The organism is Corynebacterium sp. HMSC070H05 (genome assembly GCF_001837615.1).
Lineage (GTDB): Bacteria > Actinomycetota > Actinomycetes > Mycobacteriales > Mycobacteriaceae > Corynebacterium > Corynebacterium coyleae.
The window spans coordinates 40,314-60,440 of the sequence record NZ_KV833273.1; the positions used below are offsets into that span (position 1 = coordinate 40,314).

Annotated in this window: 18 protein-coding genes; 3 read left to right on the top strand and 15 right to left on the bottom strand. The window is 60.4% G+C overall.

What is annotated here, in order from left to right; genetic code table 11:
* Window positions 1-96: 96 nt before the first annotated feature.
* Entirely contained in the window at window positions 97-1,437 is a 1,341-nt protein-coding gene (locus tag HMPREF2617_RS00240; RefSeq protein ID WP_070838980.1) for an NAD(P)/FAD-dependent oxidoreductase, read from the bottom strand.
* A 116-nt stretch (window positions 1,438-1,553) separates the two neighbouring features.
* Here HMPREF2617_RS00240 and HMPREF2617_RS00245 point away from each other — a divergent pair, with 116 nt between their 5' ends.
* Window positions 1,554-2,888: a class I SAM-dependent methyltransferase gene (locus HMPREF2617_RS00245; protein WP_070838982.1), complete on the top strand. Its 1,335-nt coding sequence runs from the start codon at window positions 1,554-1,556 to the stop codon at window positions 2,886-2,888.
* Here HMPREF2617_RS00245 and HMPREF2617_RS00250 read toward each other — a convergent pair.
* The 3 genes from HMPREF2617_RS00250 to HMPREF2617_RS00260 all read right to left on the bottom strand — a co-directional run bounded on the left by HMPREF2617_RS00250 (window position 2,885) and on the right by HMPREF2617_RS00260 (window position 6,957).
* The gene (locus HMPREF2617_RS00250; RefSeq protein ID WP_070838984.1) at window positions 2,885-5,806 is read right to left on the bottom strand and encodes an FAD-binding and (Fe-S)-binding domain-containing protein; all 2,922 of its coding nucleotides are present in this window, start codon (window positions 5,804-5,806) and stop codon (window positions 2,885-2,887) included. The two genes, HMPREF2617_RS00245 and HMPREF2617_RS00250, sit on opposite strands and share 4 nt — an antisense overlap.
* Before the next feature lie 99 nt (window positions 5,807-5,905).
* Window positions 5,906-6,571, bottom strand: a complete 666-nt coding sequence (locus HMPREF2617_RS00255) for a YceI family protein (protein WP_083308118.1) — start codon at window positions 6,569-6,571, stop codon at window positions 5,906-5,908.
* Between the two features lie 38 nt (window positions 6,572-6,609).
* The gene (locus tag HMPREF2617_RS00260) at window positions 6,610-6,957 is read right to left on the bottom strand and encodes a hypothetical protein (RefSeq protein ID WP_224212718.1); all 348 of its coding nucleotides are present in this window, start codon (window positions 6,955-6,957) and stop codon (window positions 6,610-6,612) included.
* A gap of 124 nt (window positions 6,958-7,081) precedes the next feature.
* Between HMPREF2617_RS00260 and HMPREF2617_RS00265 the strand changes: the two genes are divergently transcribed.
* Window positions 7,082-7,459 carry an RNA polymerase-binding protein RbpA gene (locus tag HMPREF2617_RS00265; RefSeq protein ID WP_070615094.1) on the top strand — a complete coding sequence of 126 codons (378 nt, stop codon included), beginning with the start codon at window positions 7,082-7,084 and terminating at the stop codon, window positions 7,457-7,459.
* Window positions 7,460-7,463: 4 nt separating this feature from the next.
* Here the strand turns inward: HMPREF2617_RS00265 and HMPREF2617_RS00270 are convergent, their stop codons facing one another.
* The 6 genes from HMPREF2617_RS00270 to HMPREF2617_RS00295 form a co-directional block, all read right to left on the bottom strand.
* A complete protein-coding gene (locus HMPREF2617_RS00270; protein ID WP_070615090.1) occupies window positions 7,464-8,450 on the bottom strand; it encodes a polyprenol monophosphomannose synthase in 987 nt (328 codons plus the stop codon).
* 26 nt (window positions 8,451-8,476) lie between these two features.
* Entirely contained in the window at window positions 8,477-10,021 is a 1,545-nt protein-coding gene (gene lnt / locus HMPREF2617_RS00275; RefSeq protein WP_070838986.1) for an apolipoprotein N-acyltransferase, read from the bottom strand.
* On the bottom strand, window positions 10,022-10,546 hold the full coding sequence (locus HMPREF2617_RS00280; protein ID WP_070451519.1) for an FxsA family protein: 525 nt from the start codon (window positions 10,544-10,546) through the stop codon (window positions 10,022-10,024).
* 10 nt (window positions 10,547-10,556) lie between these two features.
* Window positions 10,557-11,372 (bottom strand): lipase family protein, encoded by an 816-nt coding sequence (locus HMPREF2617_RS00285; RefSeq protein WP_224212716.1) that lies wholly within the window; start codon window positions 11,370-11,372, stop codon window positions 10,557-10,559.
* Between the two features lie 398 nt (window positions 11,373-11,770).
* Window positions 11,771-12,496, bottom strand: coding sequence for an SDR family oxidoreductase (locus tag HMPREF2617_RS00290; RefSeq protein WP_371441275.1), 726 nt, complete (start codon window positions 12,494-12,496; stop codon window positions 11,771-11,773).
* Window positions 12,489-13,601 carry a M24 family metallopeptidase gene (locus HMPREF2617_RS00295; protein ID WP_070838991.1) on the bottom strand — a complete coding sequence of 371 codons (1,113 nt, stop codon included), beginning with the start codon at window positions 13,599-13,601 and terminating at the stop codon, window positions 12,489-12,491. The genes HMPREF2617_RS00290 and HMPREF2617_RS00295 overlap by 8 nt, the downstream gene beginning before the upstream one ends.
* A gap of 23 nt (window positions 13,602-13,624) precedes the next feature.
* Between HMPREF2617_RS00295 and HMPREF2617_RS00300 the strand changes: the two genes are divergently transcribed.
* On the top strand, window positions 13,625-14,176 hold the full coding sequence (locus HMPREF2617_RS00300) for a S1 family peptidase (protein ID WP_246815365.1): 552 nt from the start codon (window positions 13,625-13,627) through the stop codon (window positions 14,174-14,176).
* Here the strand turns inward: HMPREF2617_RS00300 and HMPREF2617_RS00305 are convergent.
* Genes HMPREF2617_RS00305 through HMPREF2617_RS00325 form a run of 5 tightly spaced genes read right to left on the bottom strand, consistent with a single transcriptional unit; the run spans window position 14,163 to window position 20,127 of the window.
* Entirely contained in the window at window positions 14,163-16,925 is a 2,763-nt protein-coding gene (locus HMPREF2617_RS00305) for a DEAD/DEAH box helicase (protein WP_070838993.1), read from the bottom strand. The two genes, HMPREF2617_RS00300 and HMPREF2617_RS00305, sit on opposite strands and share 14 nt — an antisense overlap.
* 5 nt (window positions 16,926-16,930) lie before the next feature.
* A complete protein-coding gene (gene tatC / locus HMPREF2617_RS00310) occupies window positions 16,931-17,917 on the bottom strand; it encodes a twin-arginine translocase subunit TatC (protein WP_070838995.1) in 987 nt (328 codons plus the stop codon).
* Window positions 17,918-17,968: 51 nt separating this feature from the next.
* A complete protein-coding gene (gene tatA, locus HMPREF2617_RS00315) occupies window positions 17,969-18,235 on the bottom strand; it encodes a Sec-independent protein translocase subunit TatA (protein ID WP_070838997.1) in 267 nt (88 codons plus the stop codon).
* Window positions 18,236-18,269: 34 nt separating this feature from the next.
* Window positions 18,270-19,202 (bottom strand): helix-turn-helix transcriptional regulator, encoded by a 933-nt coding sequence (locus HMPREF2617_RS00320; RefSeq protein ID WP_070838999.1) that lies wholly within the window; start codon window positions 19,200-19,202, stop codon window positions 18,270-18,272.
* The gene (locus HMPREF2617_RS00325; protein ID WP_070839001.1) at window positions 19,192-20,127 is read right to left on the bottom strand and encodes a helix-turn-helix transcriptional regulator; all 936 of its coding nucleotides are present in this window, start codon (window positions 20,125-20,127) and stop codon (window positions 19,192-19,194) included. The genes HMPREF2617_RS00320 and HMPREF2617_RS00325 overlap by 11 nt, the downstream gene beginning before the upstream one ends.

The following is a 20,127-nucleotide window of genomic DNA, read 5'->3' on the forward strand; positions in this document are numbered from 1 at the left end:
GGTCACACAAAGTCTTCGGGGGTGGAGAGTAGCAAAAACCCCGGTCCTGCGCTCGTTGAGAGCGAAGAACCGGGGAAGTTGGAGCGCTATGAACGCTTACTTTTCGCCGTTTTCCAGGTGGATGTTCTCCAGCTGGCCTTCGGTGACAGCCAGGTTGTGGCGGGTGCGGGAGAACGCGTTAATCGTCCACTCGTTGGCAGCCACAATGCGGTTACGGCGGCCGGTGAGGAAGGACATGTGGACGCCAAGCCACATCAGCCAGCCGATGAAGCCGGTGATCTCGACCTTGCCCATCTTCACCACAGCATTGAAGCGGTTGATGATCGCCATGGAGCCCTTGTCGAAGTACTCGAACGGAGCGCGATCCTCCGGAGCGATATCGTGCTCGACTTGGTTCTTGATGACCTTGCCGACATAAGCGCCGGACTGGATTGCAACCTGGGCCACACCTGGCAGACGGTCGCGATTCATCATGTCGCCAACGATGAAGACGTTGGGCTCGTCGCCGACGGAAAGGTCCGCGTTAACAGCAACCTTGCCGGCACGGTCCGCTTCAACACCGATCTGGTCTGCGATCTGCTTGCCCAGCGGGGAAGCCGCAACACCAGCGGACCAGATCTTGGTCGGAGTCTGGATCGTGGTTTCCTGTTCGGTCTTCATGTCCTTGTAGGTGACAGAGTCCGCATCAACGTTGGTCACCATGGCGTTGAGGATCACGGTGACGCCGGCCTTTTCAAGCTCACGCTGTGCCTTTTTGCCCAGGCGCTTGCCAAATGGAGGCAGCACCTGCGGTGCGCCATCAAGCAGGTAAATCTTCGACTGCTCGGTGCTGAAGGAGTATCGGCCCGAGGTGAAGGCACGGTGCGCCATCTCCGCAACCTGGCCAGCAAGCTCGACGCCGGTCGGGCCAGCACCAACGATGACGAAGGTCAGAGCGCGATCGCGCTCTTCTGCGGTTTCCGCAAGTTCTGCACGCTCGAATGCTGCAATGAGGCGTGCGCGGATCTCAAACGCGTGGTCCAGGGTCTTCAGGCCCGGCGCGAACTCGGCGAAGTGGTCGTTGCCAAAGTAGGACTGGCCAGCACCAGCGGCGACGATGAGGGAGTCGTAGCCGAAGGTGTACTCCTTGCCGCTTTCAACAGAGGTGACGGTCTTGCCCTTGACGTCGATGGTCTCAACAGTGCCACGAACGACGCGGACGTTCTGCTGGTTAGCAAACATCTGACGGATGTCACCGGTGATCTCGCCCGAGGACATCAGGCCGGTTGCCACCTGGTAGAGCAGTGGCGGGAAAAGGTGGTGGTTGGTGCTGTTGATCAGGGTCACATCGACATCAGCATCCGCAAGTTCCTTGGCTGCGTTGACGCCACCGAAGCCAGCGCCGATGATGACAACATGATGGCGGTTTCCGTCTGGGCGAATGACCGTAGAGGCCATAAATATCTCTCCTCGGTTGAATTTTTATATGTGCAACGCCTATATAGTACGCGCCGCATTTTATCTGAGCCGTGGCGTACCGCAGAAGCAGGTTCTTGGCCACTAGCATTTGTGAAATGGCCGATATCTCCCGCGCACGCAAAAGTTCCATCGACGCCGCGGCCTGGCCGGCTGTTGCTGCGGTACCCAGGGCCCGTGGAGGAGCGCTGCGCACGAAGATCGCTGAGGCGACATTTGCTCGTGCCTGTGCGAAAGCAGAACTTGCTCTAGAAGGAGACGATGCAGCGCTCACCGTGGAATCCGCGGACATGTTTGAGCGTATCGCTGCGCGTGGGTGGACTGGCCTTGCTGAAAGTTATATGGCAGGCGAGTGGGTGACCTCGACGTCCGAAGGGCTTGTAGATGCACTCCAGGCGCTGATCGGTGCGGGGTACAGGCCGTCACCAGCACGCGTGTCTGCTCCGAAGCACGGTCGCACACCCCTTGGGGTGATCGGGGAGCTACCTCCGGATCTGGTGCAGCATTTTGATGGTGGCACCGCAACGCATGCACAGGGACACTTTGGCACGGGTGTGCCGACGACTCAGCGCACGCGGATGAAGTCCCACACTCCGGGGGCAGGGCGAGGAAACGAGCCAGGGCACCACTTCGTCGACGTCACCGAAATCGGCGCTCCACTTGACGCTCATCGCGATGACCTAGCTGATGCGCAACGCAGGAGCATTTCGATGCTTCTCGACGCCGCCGCTGCCGGGCCCAGCACACATTTGCTTGAGATGCCGTGCAGTGGAGGAGCGGTGGCTGCGGAAGCACTTGATCGACGCTGCACCCTGGATGTGGTTACCTTTGACGCCCGCGTGAGAAAAAGTCATGAAGAACAGTTGATCCTCAGTGGCGCTGAAGGTGCTGCACGCATTGACGTGTTGGATTCCCCAGCCGAAATCGAAGCGTTGGCACGGCAGCGTCGCGGGGTGTACGACGCAGTAGTGAGCATGCAGGCGTTTGAGAACATGCCGCACCCGGAGCAGGTCGCGTATCTCGCATCTGCGGAACAGATGCTCGCACAGGGCGGCAAGGTAGTGCTGCAAACAATTGTCCGCACGAACAACTATTCCCGGAGTGCAGCGACAGCGTTGGCCTCAACCGCCGGTTATGCGTGGCCACGGATGAACGTTGTGAGTTGCGATGACGTTGCCCGGATCGTCGATAAGCACACTGCATTGCGCGTGACTGCGGTGACAACCGCACCTGAACACCTCGCAGCATCGCTGAGGCTGCAGCGAATGGCCTTCGACGCCCACTTACGCGACGCCGCAGCGGATGGCTACGACGTTGTATTCCGCAGAATGTGGACTTGGCAGCTAGCCCTGCGCGAAGCCCTTGCACGATTGGAAATGCTGGACCTCGCGCAGGTCACGATGGTGCAGCGCCACCGCGGAGGCCGTCGCTAGGCTAACGTGACCTCCGGTCGGGATGCACGCTCGACCAGTACTGCAATCGACTCAAATGGCTTTCCGGCCACCATCTGTAGGCCCATCTCGCAGGTGCGGTTTGCTGACACGAAGCGTGCATAATTGCCACGATTGAGCCCCTCGCGTTCCTCGCGAGTCGCCGACTCAACCAGCTCAGGGTGCAACATCACACGATCGCCAGCTGTGCCACAGCAGGCCGCCCCAGCGGGCACTTCCGCATCGCCACACGCAGCTGCGACACGCATGAGCGCTTCCGTGGTACCAAGGTGCTGACCGGAGCATGGCGGGTGGACAGCAATACGCCCCTGGTCCTGAGTGATGGGCAGGTGCTCCATGATCTCTTCGTCGAGCCACTGCACCAGGTCAAGAACGCGAATCGCCTCGAAACGTTCAAGATCAGCAGGGGAGAGTACCTCCGGCATGGAATCCACCACGGTATGGGTGCACGAGGCTGCATCGATGATCACAGGCAGTGCGCCTTGCTCTGACCACTGCCACATGCGCTCCAGCAGGTCGAGTGCCTTCGCACGGTATGCATCGTCGAATCCCTTCGAAGAAAACGGCATGCCACAGCAACCGCCGTCAACGTTTTCCGGGATCCACACAGGTGCTCCGCTTCGTCGGCCGAGTTCAACAACCGCCTGCGGCACAGCAATCTGATCAGCGGAACCAGCAGGTTGGCCGAAGATACGGTTTACACAGGCAGGGAAGTAGACAGCTGCGGCACCGCTGCGCGAGGTTTCCGGCATCTGTGGTGCCTTGTGCGGCATGGGCCCTGGCACAGAGGGGAGGCGCTCGGGCGAGATGAGTGCACGTCCAACCTGGGTGACAGCATTGGCTAGCGCAGGCCCGAGAATATTGACGCCAGATACCGCAGTACGGCCCAACGCCTCGACCGCGCCGTATCCCTTCGCGATCCCAGTTGCGACACGCTTCTCTGCAGGTGTTGCCTGAGCTGCGCGCAGTTGCTTCATTACCTTGCCGGTATCAATGCCAACAGGGCAGGGGATAGCGCAGGTTCCGTCGGCAGCGCACATGTCGATCGCGTCGTACTGGTATTGCTCGCGCAGCGCCCCCAAGACCTCTGAGCCTTCCGGCTGACGCGCCATCTCACGGCGCAGCACAATACGTTGACGTGGAGTCACAGTGACGTGGCGTGACGGGCATACCGGCTCGCAGAAGCCGCACTCGACGCACATATTGATCTCCTGCTCGACCTTGGGAAAGGACTTGAAGCGCTGCAGGTGGATGTCCGACTGGCGAGTCAACTTCACGTCCGGCGCGAGGATGATGTCCGGGTCAAGCATCTCCTTGACCTCCCAGAACAGGTTCCAGATTTCGTCGCCCCATTCATGGCGCACGAACGGCGCCATGTTGATACCGGTACCGTGCTCAGCCTTCATCGAGCCGTCGTACTTGTCGACGACCAACTCAACCAGCTCGTCAAGGAAGCGCGAGTACTTCCCGAGCTCCTCAGGGTTGGAGAAGTCCGGGGTGATAAAGAAGTGCAGGTTCCCGTAGGGTGCGTGTCCCATCACGCCTTCGGGGTAGCCGTAGCGCCGGAGCAACTCCATGAGTTCAGCAGCGCCTTCGCCGACCTGCGCAGGTGGGAAGCACACGTCCTCAGTAATCAGCGCGGCGCCTTGCGGGCGGTTTTGCCCGATCAGGCCAAACAGGCCGTTACGCAGCTGCCACATGGCGTTTTGCTTCTTTGGGTCGGTCTCAAAGTGCAGCGGTGCCAGCAGCTCCGCGCCCTCAAGCACGGCCTCGGCGGCGGCAATGGCCTGCTGAAGCTCGTCTTCGGTGGTGCCACCGACCTCGAGGAGTAGGGCAGCGGTGGACTGGTCAATATCTGCCCATTCAGCAGGAGCAGCACTAAATTGGCCAACTGAACCGCGCATGACATCGGAGACGAGCAGCTCGCAGGCTTCAGCCCCGGCGTCGACAAGCTGTGAAACACAGTTGGCAGCATCAGTGATGTCGGGGACAACCACCCAGGTCACAGCCTTTTTCTTTGGCAACTCGATGGTGCGAATTTCAGCCTCGGTAAACACGCCGAGGATGCCTTCGGAGCCGACGAGCAAGCGCATGAGGATACGGACCGGCTCGTCCTCGTCCAAGAATGCATCGATGCGCAAGCCGTTGGTGTTGCGGATGGAGAACTTTGCGCGCAGGCGAGCGACCAGCGTCTCGTTGGCACGCAATCGATCACGGAAATCAGAGAGTTGTTTGTGCAGTTCAGGGCACTGTTTGCGGAAGGCGTCGTCGCCTTTGCGCGTATCGACGATCTCGCCAGACGTTAATACAAACTCAGCCTGATCGATGGTGTGGAAGGAATCACGCTCAATCTTGCAGCGCATGCCGCCGGCATTGTCAGCGAGGACGCCACCGATACACGCAGATGCGGTCGAGCCGGGATCGGGTCCAAGCATGTAGCCGTGGCGTCGCAGGACCGCTTGAGCGTCGCCAAGCACAACGCCCGGCAACGTACGAAGGCGTTTGCCGCCGTCGAGGACCTCCATGCCGGCGAAGTGGGTCTTCACATCGACGAGGATGTCGTTCGTCATAGCCTGGCCGTTAAGCGACGTCCCGGCGGCGCGGAACGTCAGCGTCCGGCCTGCGCGGCGGGCATAGCGCATCAGAGCGGAAAGGTCTTGCGCGTTACGTGGCTGAACGACCACGGACGGGATGTCGCGGTACGGAGAGGCGTCTGACGCGTAACGCACGAGATCTGAGACGCGTGAGTGAACATTGTCCGAGCCGACGATTGCTGCGAGCGCCGCGACGAGTTCCGGGTCGGAGCCGCCAGTGAATTGCTCACTGACAGCGTCCGGGTAGGAATCGTCGTAAACCGGCTTGGGGATCCTGCGGGGATCGGGAGAGAGGAGCTTTGCCATGGGGACAGATTACGCCGTGGTGTCACCAAATGTTACTTGACATAATGTACATTATCGGACAAATATCCTTTACATAACGTCAGGTGACGTTATATAGGGCTACTTCCGCATATCCAGGCGGACGTTAATTTCGCCGTCCTCGGCGATCTTTGCGGCCACCAGCTCCGGAGTCTTCACTCCGTAGTCCTCGCGGTTGATCGGAATGTCTGCTGCGACGAGCAGCTGATCGCCCGAGCGCGCGACATTGAATGTCTGCGTGATCGTGTTCGTCTCGCCGTGGATCGTCATATCGCCCGTCAGGTCTACGGTGCCCATCGTCCCGTCCTCTGGCACGCTGCTGAGGTCCACTGGCTCGGCGACAACGAACTTTGCCTCCGGAAAATCGTCCGTATGGAAAATCTTGCGGCGGACGCTTTCATCGCGGACATCAGAGTCGGTACGAATGTTTGTCATGTCGACGACAATCTCGCCAGCCTTCAGCGTGCCCGCCTCGATAGTCACGCTACCGCGAACGCCTTGTGTCGAGCCTGACGTAGTCCGGCGATCACCTGGCAGCACCTCGGCGAATGTGAAGCCTGCAGACGTTTGGTTGGGTCCAGGCTTGTTTGTTACCTCCCAGACGCCGTCAATTTCCGTTGTGGCGGATTTCAGGCTGGACTCGTCGATACCCTCAGTTTTGACACCGTGACTAAAAAACAGCGTCCTTCCCAACGGGATGAACGCCACTGCAAGCGCCAGAATGGCAAAGGCTAAAACTGCGATCATAAGCAGCTTCGTATTACGGGAGCTGGTCTTCACGTACCTCACCTCAGTTTTTCGAGTTTCTGGACCAAGCCTACTAATTCGTCACACAACGAATGCAACTCGTCCGCCGTCGCGCCTTCGGCCGCTGCAGTTTGGATATCCTCAGCGGCACAGCGCAACTCGTAAAGTCGATCGCGGATCTCTGCGACGCGCTGACGGCTCAGAATCACAGCGTCAGGGTCCACGGTCGTACCTGCAAGGAGTGTGCGCTGCTCATACGCACGCTGCTTGCACGAAGAACTGCAATATTTCCGCTTGCGGCCACGCCCCTGGTTGATTTCAATCTCTTTACCGCACCACGCGCAAACGTTTGTAGTCTCGTTTATTCTCCGCTTCCTGATCTTCACGGCGGCAAGTCTATTACAGGTGTCAAGCCTGGGTGAGGTCAGGGAACAAAACGAATTAGTGGACCGTTATACTTGAGCGATTGCTGGGCAACCGGGCAATAACGACGACAAGGATGGAGACAACATGGCTGATCGAGTGCTACGCGGTAGCCGCATGGGTGCCGTGAGCTACGAAACTGACCGCGACCATGATCTCGCGCCGCGTCGCATGGCGAAGTACCAAACACCCAATGGTGAGGTGTTTGAGGTTCCGTTCGCCGATGAGGCTGAGATCCCCGAAGAGTGGATATGCAAGAACGGTCAGACCGGCACGCTCATGGAGGGCGAAGGTGTCGAGTCGAAGCCGACGAAGCCGCCGCGTACCCACTGGGACATGCTGCTGGAACGTCGCAGCATTGAGGAGCTTGACGTGCTGCTTGAGGAGCGCTTAGAGCAGCTCCGGAAGCGCCGTCGCACTGCGGCCCGGCTCGCTAAGGAGCAGGCCGCGCAGAAGGAAGGCTAATTCCCTACTTCGAACCGGAATTGAATACGTGAAGGACCTGACGCACGGTTTCCGTCGTCAGGTCTTTTGCCGTCTGGGCACCTTCAGCTACGCGACGGCCAACCCTATCCAGGTTCTTGCCGGAGAGCTCGTACTTGGTCAAGGAAGCAACCTCGTTAGCCAAGTCAGCTACCTGCGACGGAGCCTTGGCCGCACGATTTGGAAGATCTGCAAGCTTTGAGTTGGCGGCAGCGTACTCAATCTGTCGCCAGGTTTCGCTCGCCAGGTTGCCCACGAAGGAAGCCTTTTCCTTCGCTCCCCACTTGGTTACCTCCGCAAACGATGCGGCAGCGAAGCTTGCATCCAGCTTCGACTCGCCAAGCTTGCGGTCTTCAAAAGTGATGGGGACTTCAACAACCCCGAATCCAGCGTCTGCGACCTTGTGGGCAATCTCCACTTGGAAGATGTAGCCCTTGTTGGACAGCGCATCCAGGTCGAGATCTTCCAAGACTTCGCGGCGGAACGCGCGGTAGCCAGCGGTCATGTCCTTGACATCGTCGCCAAGCGCGATCGAGATGTACTCATTGCCCAGCTTGGACAGCAGGTAGCGGCTGCGCGGCCAGTTCTTTACTTCCCCACCGTCGACGTAGCGCGAACCGATTGCCAGATCTGCGCCGTTGGCTACTGCGTCGAGCAAACGCACGAGTTCCTCAGGGGCATGCGAGCCGTCTGCATCCATTTGAACGATGACCTCGTACTCGCGCTCAAGGGCCCATTCGAAGCCGGCACGGTACGCAGCCAGCAGGCCGTCTTTGCCGGTGCGGTGGAGCACGTGAACTTCATCATGAGTAGCTGCGAGCTCGTCAGCCTTTGCTCCGGTGCCGTCAGGCGAGTTGTCATCGACCACAAGGACGTCCACATCCTTGTTGGCATCCAGCACGCGTCCAACGATAAGCGGGATGTTTTCCACTTCGTTGTAGGTCGGGATAATCACCAGGGTTGTATTCGCCACGGTGCTACGTCTCCTCGTTGTCACACTTATTTATTCCTTGGTGCAGCATACCCGTGCGCCCGGGTACGTGCGGAAACGCCTGCCACAGCCATCAGCATGATCCCTGCCGCGACAAGCAACCACTCCAGAATCTTTCCAAATCGCACAGCCGGGGTGACAGAATCGCGCAGCGGCAGCTTTTCGACGAGATGATCTGCCGTGAAGATTTCCGTCTGCTGCGATACTGAGCCGTCGGGATGGACGATGGCGGAGACACCCGAGGTGGCTACAACAACCACTGCGCGATCGGTCTCCAGTGCACGCATGCGGCTCATCGCCAATTGTTGATACGTCATGCCGGTGAACCCAAACGTGGCGTTGTTCGTCGGTGTGCTGAGCAACTGGGCGCCGTTGCGAATCGCCATCCGGTAGGCCTCGTCCTCCGCCACCTCGTAGCAAGTCGCCACACCGACTGCGATGTTGCCGAGGTGCACCACGCCGTTGCCGTCACCAGGTTTGAAGTCGCCAGCCAGGTCAACCATGTCGGAGAACCTCCGGAAAAAGTCACGCATGGGCATGTACTCGCCGAACGGCTGGAGGAACCGCTTGTGGTGGAACTCCCCTGGCCCATCTTTTGGGTCGAAGACGACCATGGTGTTGCGGGAGCCAACGTCGTCTCGTGTGAGTGTGCCAACGAGCAACGGTGCGTCGATGCCGCGCACGGCGACGTCGATAAGCGCTCGTGCTTCCGAGTCGGTGAACGGATTGACGTCAGAGGAATTCTCTGGCCAGAAAACGGCGTCGACATCCATGTTTTGCGCGCGGAGGTCGTCGCGAAGCGCAAGAGTTTCGTTGACGTGGTTGGCCAGCACCGCGCGGCGCTGTGCGTTGAAATCAAGCCCCATGCGCGGGACGTTGCCCTGCACAGCAGCAACCGTCGCCTCCCCCACTGTCGAGGCAGGGGTATTGACCCCGATCTGCGCCACGGCGCCGAGACCGAGGGGCAGTACTGCGGCTACAAGGCCGGCCCAGCGTTGCGTCCCACGCTGCAGGATGGCCACGGTGAGACCTGCCCCTGCCAGCGCCACCGCAATTGAGATCAGCGCCGGACCACCCCAAGGTGCGAGAGCAGCTAGTGGACCATTGATTTGCCCCCACGCCAGGCGTACCCAGCTAAACCCGCCGAAAGGAAACGACGAGCGGCAAAACTCAACCGTAAGGTAGATCAGCGCAAACGCGAGGAAGCCAAAGCGCCAACGCGCGACGATCACACCAAACACACCTATAGCGATGCCGTAGAGCGCGAGGAAGATCGACAAAGCGACATACGGCATTGCGCCGACAAACTCCCCGATCCACGGCAGCAGGTAGAGGTAGCAAAACGCAGCCTGCGTAAAGCCCAGTAGGCCGCCGAAGGCTGCGGAAGGACGATCAGTACCCGGCCAGCGTTGCCATGGCATGAGCGCAAGATAAAACACGGATATGCCGACGATGGCGGAGAACCAGTGTCCGTGCGGTTCGTACGAGAAGAACACCAGCCAGCCAGAGCAGGCCGCGAGTACGAACCGGAGGAAGCGGGTAAGGGCCGTCACCTACTTCTCCCCCGGCTCATTGCCGCTGTTGCGGAACCATTCCTCCAACTCGTCGGCATCAATAACGACGTCGTCAGCATCCGCTCCTTTCTGCGGATAGGGCTGATTGGGATTGGTAAACGAACCGTAGGAGGTGGTGAACTGCGACATCGGGGTGGCCTCGTAGAGGCGCGCGCCGAGGTCTTCCATGCCGCGACGGGCGCGTTTGGTCATCGAACGACGCGCGATTGCTCGTGTCGGACCGAACACTAATAGCAGGCCGATGACCGAGCTCACGAAACCAGGGACGAGACTTAGCGCCCAACCCGCCATCAACAGCGCGGAGTCGCCAGCCAACTTGCCAAGGCTGGTTCGCCCACGAGCCATCTGCGTAAGTTCACTGCGAAGCGACATGCTGGCGGCAAAGCCGCCGAAGATCATCAGTGCGAAAATTGCCAACAGCGCCCATCCGACACCAATCCACTTGGCGACGAGAAAGAACGCGATCGCTTCAACAACGAAGTAGGACAACAGGAGCACAGGCATAGGCCAGAGACTACCCGTTGAGCCGATCGAGCAACCAACCCACGTCAGTTGCAGCGTAGAGAAAATATGGGCCGAAGTGGTTCGTGCCAGTCCTGCCACGGATACGCTTGGCCGTACGTGAGAGGAACTCCACTCCCCAACTCTCTGCCAAGGCTGAGACATCTGAGTGCGGGACAAGGTCGTCGTATGGCGAACTCCACAGACGAATCGGAATACCTAGCGGGCGTTTGGTGCCTAGGCGTGTTGCATCAAGGTGGCTGCTGGTCAACGGGAGGTCGTCGAGAAGCGATGCCATGCTCACTCCGGTCCTCGTCCAAGAGCGAGTATGCGACCACGGGCGATGCAGCACCGCCCCTAAAGCACACGTGCGCGCCCCGTTCGCAATGGCCGCAACACCTCTTGGGCTCAAGTGCGGAGCAATCTCGGCAGCAATTGCGTCGTCGCTGGCCATGAGGCCCGCGACCGCGTAGAGGATCACTACGGAGGCAAGCGCGCCATCGACGTGATGGAGCATGCTGACCATGTCCACTGGCGGAGCTGCGACCACAGCTGCCAGCAGTTGGAGATCGGGTGCGTACTCAGGTTCCTCGAGCCACGCTGCGGCGGCTCCCCCGCCCTGGGAGAAACCCCACAGACCGAGTTTGGCTGTTCCTACGCCGAGGTTGGTGCTGGCGCGCACGGCATCGGCGAGGGAGCGTGCTGCCGCAACGTGGTCGCAATAGAGCTCCACATCGTCCCCGGGGTCGCGTGGGTAGTCGGTGATGACTACGTCGGCGCCGGCTGCAAGGAACAAGTTGATTACGGGTTGTTCATACGCGGCGATCAAGTCTATGGGCTTGATACGTGGTCCGATGCCCACGGTGCAGGAATATGACGGGTCGCAACGCCGTGCAACGCCCTGCGTCGATGGCGCAAACGCGATCGTGGGCCGTTCACCTTTCCCCATCCACGGCGTACGAGAGCGAAACACTGCGCCTGTCGCGGACAAGATCCGGCCTTGAGTATCGCTCGTGGCGTATTCGATTCGCCAGGAGTCTGAGGGGTTCAACAGCCCGCTTGCCCCTACTGGTCGGATCTGTACGGCCTCGAGAAGGGACCCCGGCGTCACGCCCATAAGCCAGGTAGCTCGGCCGAAGTCTGGCCCGGTTCGTTGAGCAGGACGAACTAAGTCAAGGCCGAGCCCGACAAGTGAGCGCACACGAGGAAGGAGCAACGACGCCATGGCTACCTCGGCATGTGACGCCAGATTGGACGTGGAACCAAGCGCATAATCGTGGCCAAAACGGTAAGGCGACGCGGAATCCACACTGTCGTGCTCCGTCCCTTGACTGCGGCCTCAACGACAGCATCTGCAACGACATCCGGGGTCACAGACATGATCGCTGGTTTCATGCCCTCAGTCATTGCACCGATGACAAAGCCCGGGCGCGCCAGTATCAGGTTCAGGCCTGTCCCATGGAGTTTGTCGGAGAGTCCTTGGCAAAACGCGTCGAGGCCTGCCTTGGTCGAGCCATAGACATAATTCGCACGCCGTGCCCGCCAGCCCGCGATGGAAGAAAAGGCGAAGATCTCGCCGCGTGCCATTTCGTCGGCAAGGACGGTGAGCATGTTGACCTGTGCCACGTAGTCCACCGTGGCAATGCGAGCGGCCTCGCGTTCATCGCGCTCTGCTAGTTCCTGATCGCCCAAAATGCCGAAGGCCACGATGGCGGACGTGACCTCCCCCGCCTCGCGGACGATGCGGCGATGCGAGTCGAGGTTGGTAGCGTCAAAATTAACGGCTCGGACAACAGTCGCGCCCGCTGCAAGCAAACGACGTTTCACGTCATCGAGGCCGTCGCTACCACGCGCTGCGAGTATAACTTCACGACCACTGCAGATGCGCACAGCGATCTCGCCGCCGATGTCGCTGCGAGCACCGAGCAGGAGCACTGTTCCGGGGTTATCCACGCGCTGCATCCAGGTCGCGACGAGTGGTGTTGAAGGTCTTCATGCCGGTAGCCGTCAGCGTCACGATGTCTTCGATGCGCATGCCCCACTCACCTGGCTTATAGATGCCCGGCTCGATGGAAAAGGCCATTCCCTCGCGCAAGATGACGTCGCTACCTGCGATGATGAACGGCTGCTCATGGCCCGACAATCCGATACCGTGTCCAAGACGGTGGGTAAACCACTCGCCGTAGCCGGCCTCCTCCAGTACGCCTCGTGCGACGGCGTCGAGCTCCCCTGCGGTAATGCCGGGGCGGGCTGCGTCGCAGGCCGCCTGGAATGCGCGCTGAAGCTCGTCGTACGCCTCCAGGAAGTCTGGCTTCGCCTTGTTCCTACCACCCACGATGTGAGTACGGGTGCAGTCCGATTGGTAGCCAGATGGCAGCACACCGCCCAGGTCTACGACCACGGGGTCGCCCTCCTCGAGCACACGGTCTGAGAAGTCGTGATGCGGGTTCGAGCCGTTGGGACCAGAACCGACGATGACGAACGCCACCGTTTCGTGCTCTTCCAAAATGAGTGCGTTGAGTTCTTCGGCAATTTCTCGTTCGGTGCGACCCGGCTGTAGTAATTCCGCAGCACGCTCGTGAACGCGGTCGATCGCTCTACCTGCGGCCTCAAGCTGTTCGAGCTCAGCGTCATCTTTGATCATGAACAACTCTGCAACCGCGGTAGCAGCCAGATCTGTACGTGGCAGCAGGGCCTGCAGTACGAACACGTGGTCGGCGGTCAAAGAGGAGCCGAGACCGACCGGGCCATCCGGAAGCGAGTCAGCAACGAGGCGGTACGGGTTCTCACCATCGCGCCAGCCGATCACCTCGACGTCGTCCGCGCCGTCGAGCCCCAACGAAAGCAGGTCTGTCATCGGTGCGACGACACGCGCGCCATCGGCCGAGATGACGAGGGCGGTGAGGCGTTCGTGGGAGGACGCCCAGGAGCCGGTGAGGTAGGCAAACTCTGCACCAGTCCCGATCACCAATCCGCTCAAGCCACGTTGCTTTACCAAGTCGGCAGCCATTTGTCGGCGCTTCGCGTACACACTTGCATCAAACGTCATGCTGGCCATGGTAGATCGATACCATCGCTGCTGTGTCTGAATCCCTCGCACGATCAATCGCCCGCATCAGTATGCCTGGACGTAGTTACTGTTCAGGCGCGCTGATCACGCCCGATACGGTGCTCACGTGTGCGCATTTCTTTCGCGGTGTGGATGAATCGAAGGTGCGTGTGCGTATCGACGACACCACGTACCGCCTCAAATCCGCCGCACCGATTCCCGGTACTGATATTGCATTGGCAAGGCTCACCGAACGCTCATCGGCTCCGCTGCTTGAGATTGGGGCTCCTCCGAAGATCGGCGCATCGACGCTGACGGTTGGCTTCGGCGGACGTGCGAAAACTCCTCAGGGAAAGCCAGGCCTCTACCTGGGCAAGCTGCCGTTTTCCGCGTCACGGTCCTTTGCCACGCGTATCCGCCCCGCGGGCTTAGTCTACGCCTCTCCCCCGGCGATCAAAGGAGACTCTGGCGGGCCGGTCTTTGCACACGGCAAGCTGTTCGCAGTGCAGTCGCTCATCATGGATCCGATGAACCGTAACCTGCGAATCGCCACCGTGTCCCTGTTGCCTGCTAGTTACCGATAGCCACCACACCGCGTCGGATCGCATCGACTGCACGGTTGGCGTTGTCGCGGATCTGGTCCGAGTACCCAGTCTTCTTAATCTGCTCAAGCAGGTCAATGACTTGGCGGCACCAGCGCACAAAGTCGCCAGGTGTGAGTTCCGCACCGGATTCTGCCGCAGCTGCAAGGCAATAGCCTAAGGGTGCGCCTGCGGTCCACTGATGCATCGACAGGCTGAAGCCAGCGTCCGGCAGGCGGGTCACGGGGAGCTGGTGGCGTTGCTCATCAGCCACGAGTTCTCCGTATATGCGCATGGTGTCGTTCATAGCGTCAGCCATCGCGTCGGTTGCCGCCTCCGGCGAACCCTGGGTCGCACGGCGGTTCTCAAACACCACCATGGAAGCGACACCGGCGAGTTCCGCTGGATCTAACTCGTCCCAGATACCTCGCTTGAGGCACTGCGCGACCAGAAGGTCTGAGACGTTGTGGATGCGCGACAGACGCTCGCCCTCGTCGGTGACGTGGGGTTCGCCGTCGACAAGTTCGACGTAGTCCATCTCCGTGAGCAGCCCGATGATGCGCTCAAAGGTTCGGCCGAGGGAATCAGTCGACGAGTCGACCCGGCGTTCAAGTGAGGCAAGTTTGCGTTCGTCGCGCACGATGTCTTCGGCCGTTCTGGCAAGAAGCTCGCGGTCGTGGGTTGGCCAGTGATGAACCGGGTGGTTGCGTAGCGCCGCTTGCAGCGCCAGCACCTGCTTGTTCGGACGGGTTCTTGCCTTCTCACGCAGTCGCTTCGGCGCGTTGAAGTGGCCACGGTGCAGCATGTCAGCCACCTTGCGTGCGTGTTTTCGTGGCTGTTGCTGCATATGACGTGGCACCTTGATGCGGCCGACGACCATGGGTGGGTTGCGGAACGAGGCGGCGTCGATACGCGCCGACCAGCCGCGCTCCGTGGTCACCCAGGGACGCGGGTCGTGCTGCTTCGCCGCGGGTTGCACCACAGCGGCCAATTCCGGCTTCCGCTTGCCTGGCAGCGCGATCACCTCGCCGACTTGAAGGCGGGCAAGGATTTTCACCGTCTCCGCGTGACGGTTCTCGATGGCTTCGCGGCGCGCCTTCTTCTCTGCATCGTTGAGGTCTCGACGCAACCTCGAGTACTCCACAAGCTCTGCAGCCGGGTCTTCGGACGGCGGCGCGAACGCGGAGATGTCGCGCTCCAACTTCTCGCGCAACGTCCGCACTTTAGACTGCAGGCGCTCAATGTCACGGACCTCGCCCACCACGGAGCGGTCCGTTTGGAACTGGGCGAAGGACTGCTCGATAAGCCGAATCGAATCGTCGAACCCATTCATGGCCAGCATGTTGATGGCCATGTTGTAGCCAGGCTGAAATTGCGAAATCAGCGGGTATGTGCGGGTCGAGGCCAACCCGGCAACCGCATGGGGGTCCAGCGCCGGTGCCCATTGCACTACGGCGTTGCCAATGTGGTCGATGCCGCGTCGACCTGCACGCCCGGTCAGTTGTGTGTACTGACCGGGCGTGAGATCGACGTGTGCCTCGCCGTTGAACTTAACCATCTTCTCCAGCACCACGGTTCGCGCTGGCATGTTGATGCCCAACGCAAGCGTTTCGGTGGCAAAAACGACCTTGACCAGGCCGCGAACGAAAAGCTGCTCGACGATGTGCTTAAACGCTGGCAGCAGACCCGCGTGGTGGGAGGCAAAGCCTCGCATCCAGGCGGTGCGCAACTGTTTGAAGTTGAGCACTTCAAGGTCCTCGTCGGGGATGCCGTCCACGCCGTCGTCGATAATCTGCTCGATTACGGAGCGTTCCTCCGGAGTTGTCAGTTCCTTGCGGGAGCGCAGGCACTGGAACAGTGCGCCGTCGCAGCCGGCGCGGGAGAAGATGAACACGATAGCGGGCAGCATGTCCTGGCCCTGCAGTACGGAGACGACCTCCGGGCGCCCAACCGGACGCACTTTGTCCTGGCCGCGAGTACGGCCACTGCGGGAACGCGAACGGAACCCACGGCCCTCCTCGAAATCTCGGCGCCCCTCATTCGAGTGGCCGGCCTCGATACGCTCGATAGCGTGCTCGAGGGAGCGGTTCACCCGACCGTCCATGCCAGGTTCAAACAGCGGGAACATCTTGCGCCCCACCATCATGTACTGGCTCAGCGGAATCGGGCGGTGCTCCGAGACGATCACCTCGGTGTCACCGCGGACGGTAGACAGCCATTCGCCGAACTCCTCGGAGTTTGACACCGTAGCTGAAAGACCAATGAGGCTGACCGAGTCGCTCAAGTTGAGGATGATCTCCTCCCACACGGCACCACGGTCCCGATCTGCCAGAAAGTGGATCTCATCCATCACCACATGGGTCAGGCGATCCAACTGTGGTGACTCGGCGTAGAGCATGTTACGAAGCACCTCAGTGGTCATGACGACGATCTCAGCCGAGCCGTTGATGCTGGTGTCCCCGGTGAGCAGACCGACAGCCTCTTCGCCATGCTCGGCAACGAGGTCGTTGTACTTCTGGTTGCTCAGCGCCTTGATCGGCGTGGTGTAGAAACACTTCGTCCCACGGTGCAGGGCGAGGGACACGGCGAACTCGCCAACAATGGTTTTGCCCGAGCCGGTTGGCGCGCAAACCAGCACGCCACGATCTTCCTCGACGGCTTTGCAGGCCTCAATCTGGAAGTCGTCGAGATCGAAAGGCTTCGCTGCGGCGAATTCCTGCAGAAACGGCGTGGAGTTCTCGGGGGAAAGCATGCCCCCTACAGTACGTCCCCAAAGTCGATGTCGTTTTCGAAGCCCCGCTTCTGCGCGGTTTGCGGCGAACTGTTCTGCCGCGTCTCTGGCGCGCGGCGCACAGGTTGTGGTCGTTCGATCGGTGCAGCCTTGATGCTTGTCGACGACCCAATCCGGCTCGCAGCCCCAACCGGCGTCGGTGCTTCGATGGGACCGGATGCTTGTTCGTCGTCGAGGTCCATCCAGTCTGGGCGCTCACGCTTGCGCTTGCGGTCGTTGAAACGGCAGAACTGGAACGCGATCTCCACAAGCAGGTTGATCGAAATCGCCAGTGCCACCATCGAGAACGGATCCTGACCTGGCGTCATCACAGCCGCGAAGATGAAGATCAACACGATGATGAAGCGGCGCTTGTCCTTCACTTGCTCATAGCGCAGCACGCCGACGATGTTGAGCATGATGATGATCAGCGGCACCTCGAAACTCACGCCGAAGATCACGATGAGAGAAAGCAGGAAGTTGTAGTACCGCTCGCCTGTCAGAGCTGCGATCTGAAACTCGGACCCCATCGACATCAGGACGTACAGGCCCTCGTCGAGTACGAAGTACGCCAACAGGGCACCAAGCACGAACAAAAACACAGCCAGGGTGACAAACGTCATCGTGTATCGACGTTCATTCTTGTGCAGACCTGGTGTGATGAAGTTCCAGATCTGTGTCAGCCAGACCGGGGACGCCAGCACCAGGCCGGCAAGCGCGCCAACTTTCAGGCGCAACATAAACATCTCAAACGGGCTCGTAGCCAGCAGGCGACATTCGCCATCACCCGTGAAGGTGGCACGCAACTCCTGCGGAAGGTTGCAGTAAGGACCACGGATGATCTCACCCAACGGCATCAACCGCCAAGGTGCAACCTGGTACCAAATAAAGCCGACAACCGTACCGATAGTGATCGCGATGAGCGACACGATAACGCGGCGCCGAAGCTCCTGAAGGTGCTCAACCAGCGACATCTCGCCGGTCGGGTTTTTCCTTCTTTTTTCCAACTTCGCCATCAGACGCACCTAGGAGCGCGGCTGGTTCTCCGGGCGCTCCCAGAAATCGGCGTCCTGCGCGGCGCTGCGGGTCTCTTGGGCAGTCGCAGATTCAATCTCGTGCAGCTGCTTCGGTTGCTCTTCACCGTTCTCGTTCTTCATCTCCTTGACCTCGGATTTGAAGATGCGGGCGGAGCGGCCCATGGAGCGTGCGAGATCTGGCAGCTTGTTCGCGCCGAACAGCAGGAGCACGACAAAAAGACAGATGAGAATTTCTGCCCAACCGATGCTTGCCATTGCATTCCTTTCAACAACAGACGTGTAAGGGCTCTTAGTCTAACGCCTCGAGCGCAGAATTCACGCGCGCCTCGAGTTCAGCAGCCAGTTTCGCTGGCTCTTGGATGCGTACGCGGTCGGCTTGACCTAGGCAGAACCGGATCAGCCAGTCGCCGCTGCCGTAGTGCATGGTGGCCGGAATCCACCCCGTTTCGGAGTCAATTACGTCACTTTCGATATCGATGTCCCAGTAGTCCGCCAGCCACGTCGCGTCCGGATGAATTAACAGCCGAGCCTTCGCCTGCAGGGCCATCCCGAAGGGATCGGCGCTGTCGAAGTCGGTGTCCGTGGCGGTGGACGGCTCGTCGAGAAGCACTGCTTCCCGGATTCGGTCAAGCCTGAACGTCTTCATCTCGCCGGCATCTGCGGCGCGGAGGTACGTGTTGCCGTCTTCATGGAAGAGGCTCGCCGGCTCGATTGTTCGCTTACTCGTTGTGTCGGAGGTTGCCGAGTAATACGTCACCTCAAGTTGCTTCTTGGCAGAGAGTGCGTCGGCGACAGTGGACGCAACACTCGACGTCGTGGGGTGCTCCGCATCGCCGATGCCACTCGAGGTTGTCGCTGCGCGAATCTTGTCGGCTGCGGAGCGGACCGCGCGTGCGTCGACAAGCCCAGGCATCGTCTCTAACGAATCGAGCAGCACCAGCAGCGCGCTTGCCTCGACTGGGGTGAGGCGGAGCGGCTTGGTCAAACCTTGGTCGTCGATGATCCGCACGCCCTTCCAAGAGTGCTCAAGCTCGATCATCTCCCCCGGCCCGGTGCCAACTCCCGACATGTACAGCAAGTCGAGATCATCGCGCACCTGCTGTGGATCTGCGCCGAGGTCTCGCGCGATTTCCATCACCGTCAGATCCGCGTGGTTGGATGCGTAAGCAACGAGGTTGAGCAAACGCACCACGCGCTCTTGACGCTGCAGATCAGTGCTCATGAGGCTCCTTTCCCGTCACAGAGCGCAGAAGCTTGACGACGTCCTCCCGTACCCCAGCTGGCTCCACCGCAATAACGCTGCCCGCAATGCTGGCAATCGCGCGAACGACCCAATCGCGGTCGACGGAGGTGAGCGTGATGGTGTCGTCGATACGCTCGCCCCGCATCGCGAGTTCTTCACCGGCGCCATTGGTAACGGTGACGGTGGCATCGACCAGGTCACCTCGCAGCGATGCCTCCACAATGTTTTGGAGCTCGCCTTCTTGCTCGTGGAACGGCTCTGAAGCGTTGACACGTTTCACCTGGGAAATTTTCTTCACACGGAAAACGCGCTCGGCGCCGCGGTCGATGTCGTAGCCGACGAAGTAGGCGCGGTTGTTCAGCGACACCACGCCCCACGGGTCCACCACGCGACGCTCAGGATCCTTGCCTGGTGCGCGGACAAAGTCGAAGGACATGCGCTGTTTGTTGCGCACACACGCGACGATGGCGCGCAACGTCTCTGGGCGGAGTTGGAAAATATCGTTGGACACCGACACCAACGTCGGAGCGTCCAGGTTCCGCGTCGCACCGGACGCGGCGAGCTTCGTCCATCCCGAACGCGCGAAACTACCCAGCGAGCCTGGCTGGGAAAGATCAACTGCTAGCCCGACGACGGATGCTTCCTCGGCGGTGAGATCCACCGGGGGCAGCTCGTAGAGGTCTTTATCGACCCACACTTCCCCGTCCACAAAGTGGGCGGGAACCCAGAGTCGGCGCAGTTCTGCGACGTCACGCCGGATGAGATGACCTGCAGCGTCACGGCTGCGACCCCCGTAACCGTCGACGTGGCGCTGCACCCACGCGACGTCCCGCTTTTCGGGTGAGTTGAGCAGTGCAAAGGTGAGGCCGACCTGGCGGATGATCATGTCGGAATCGTCGGCCAT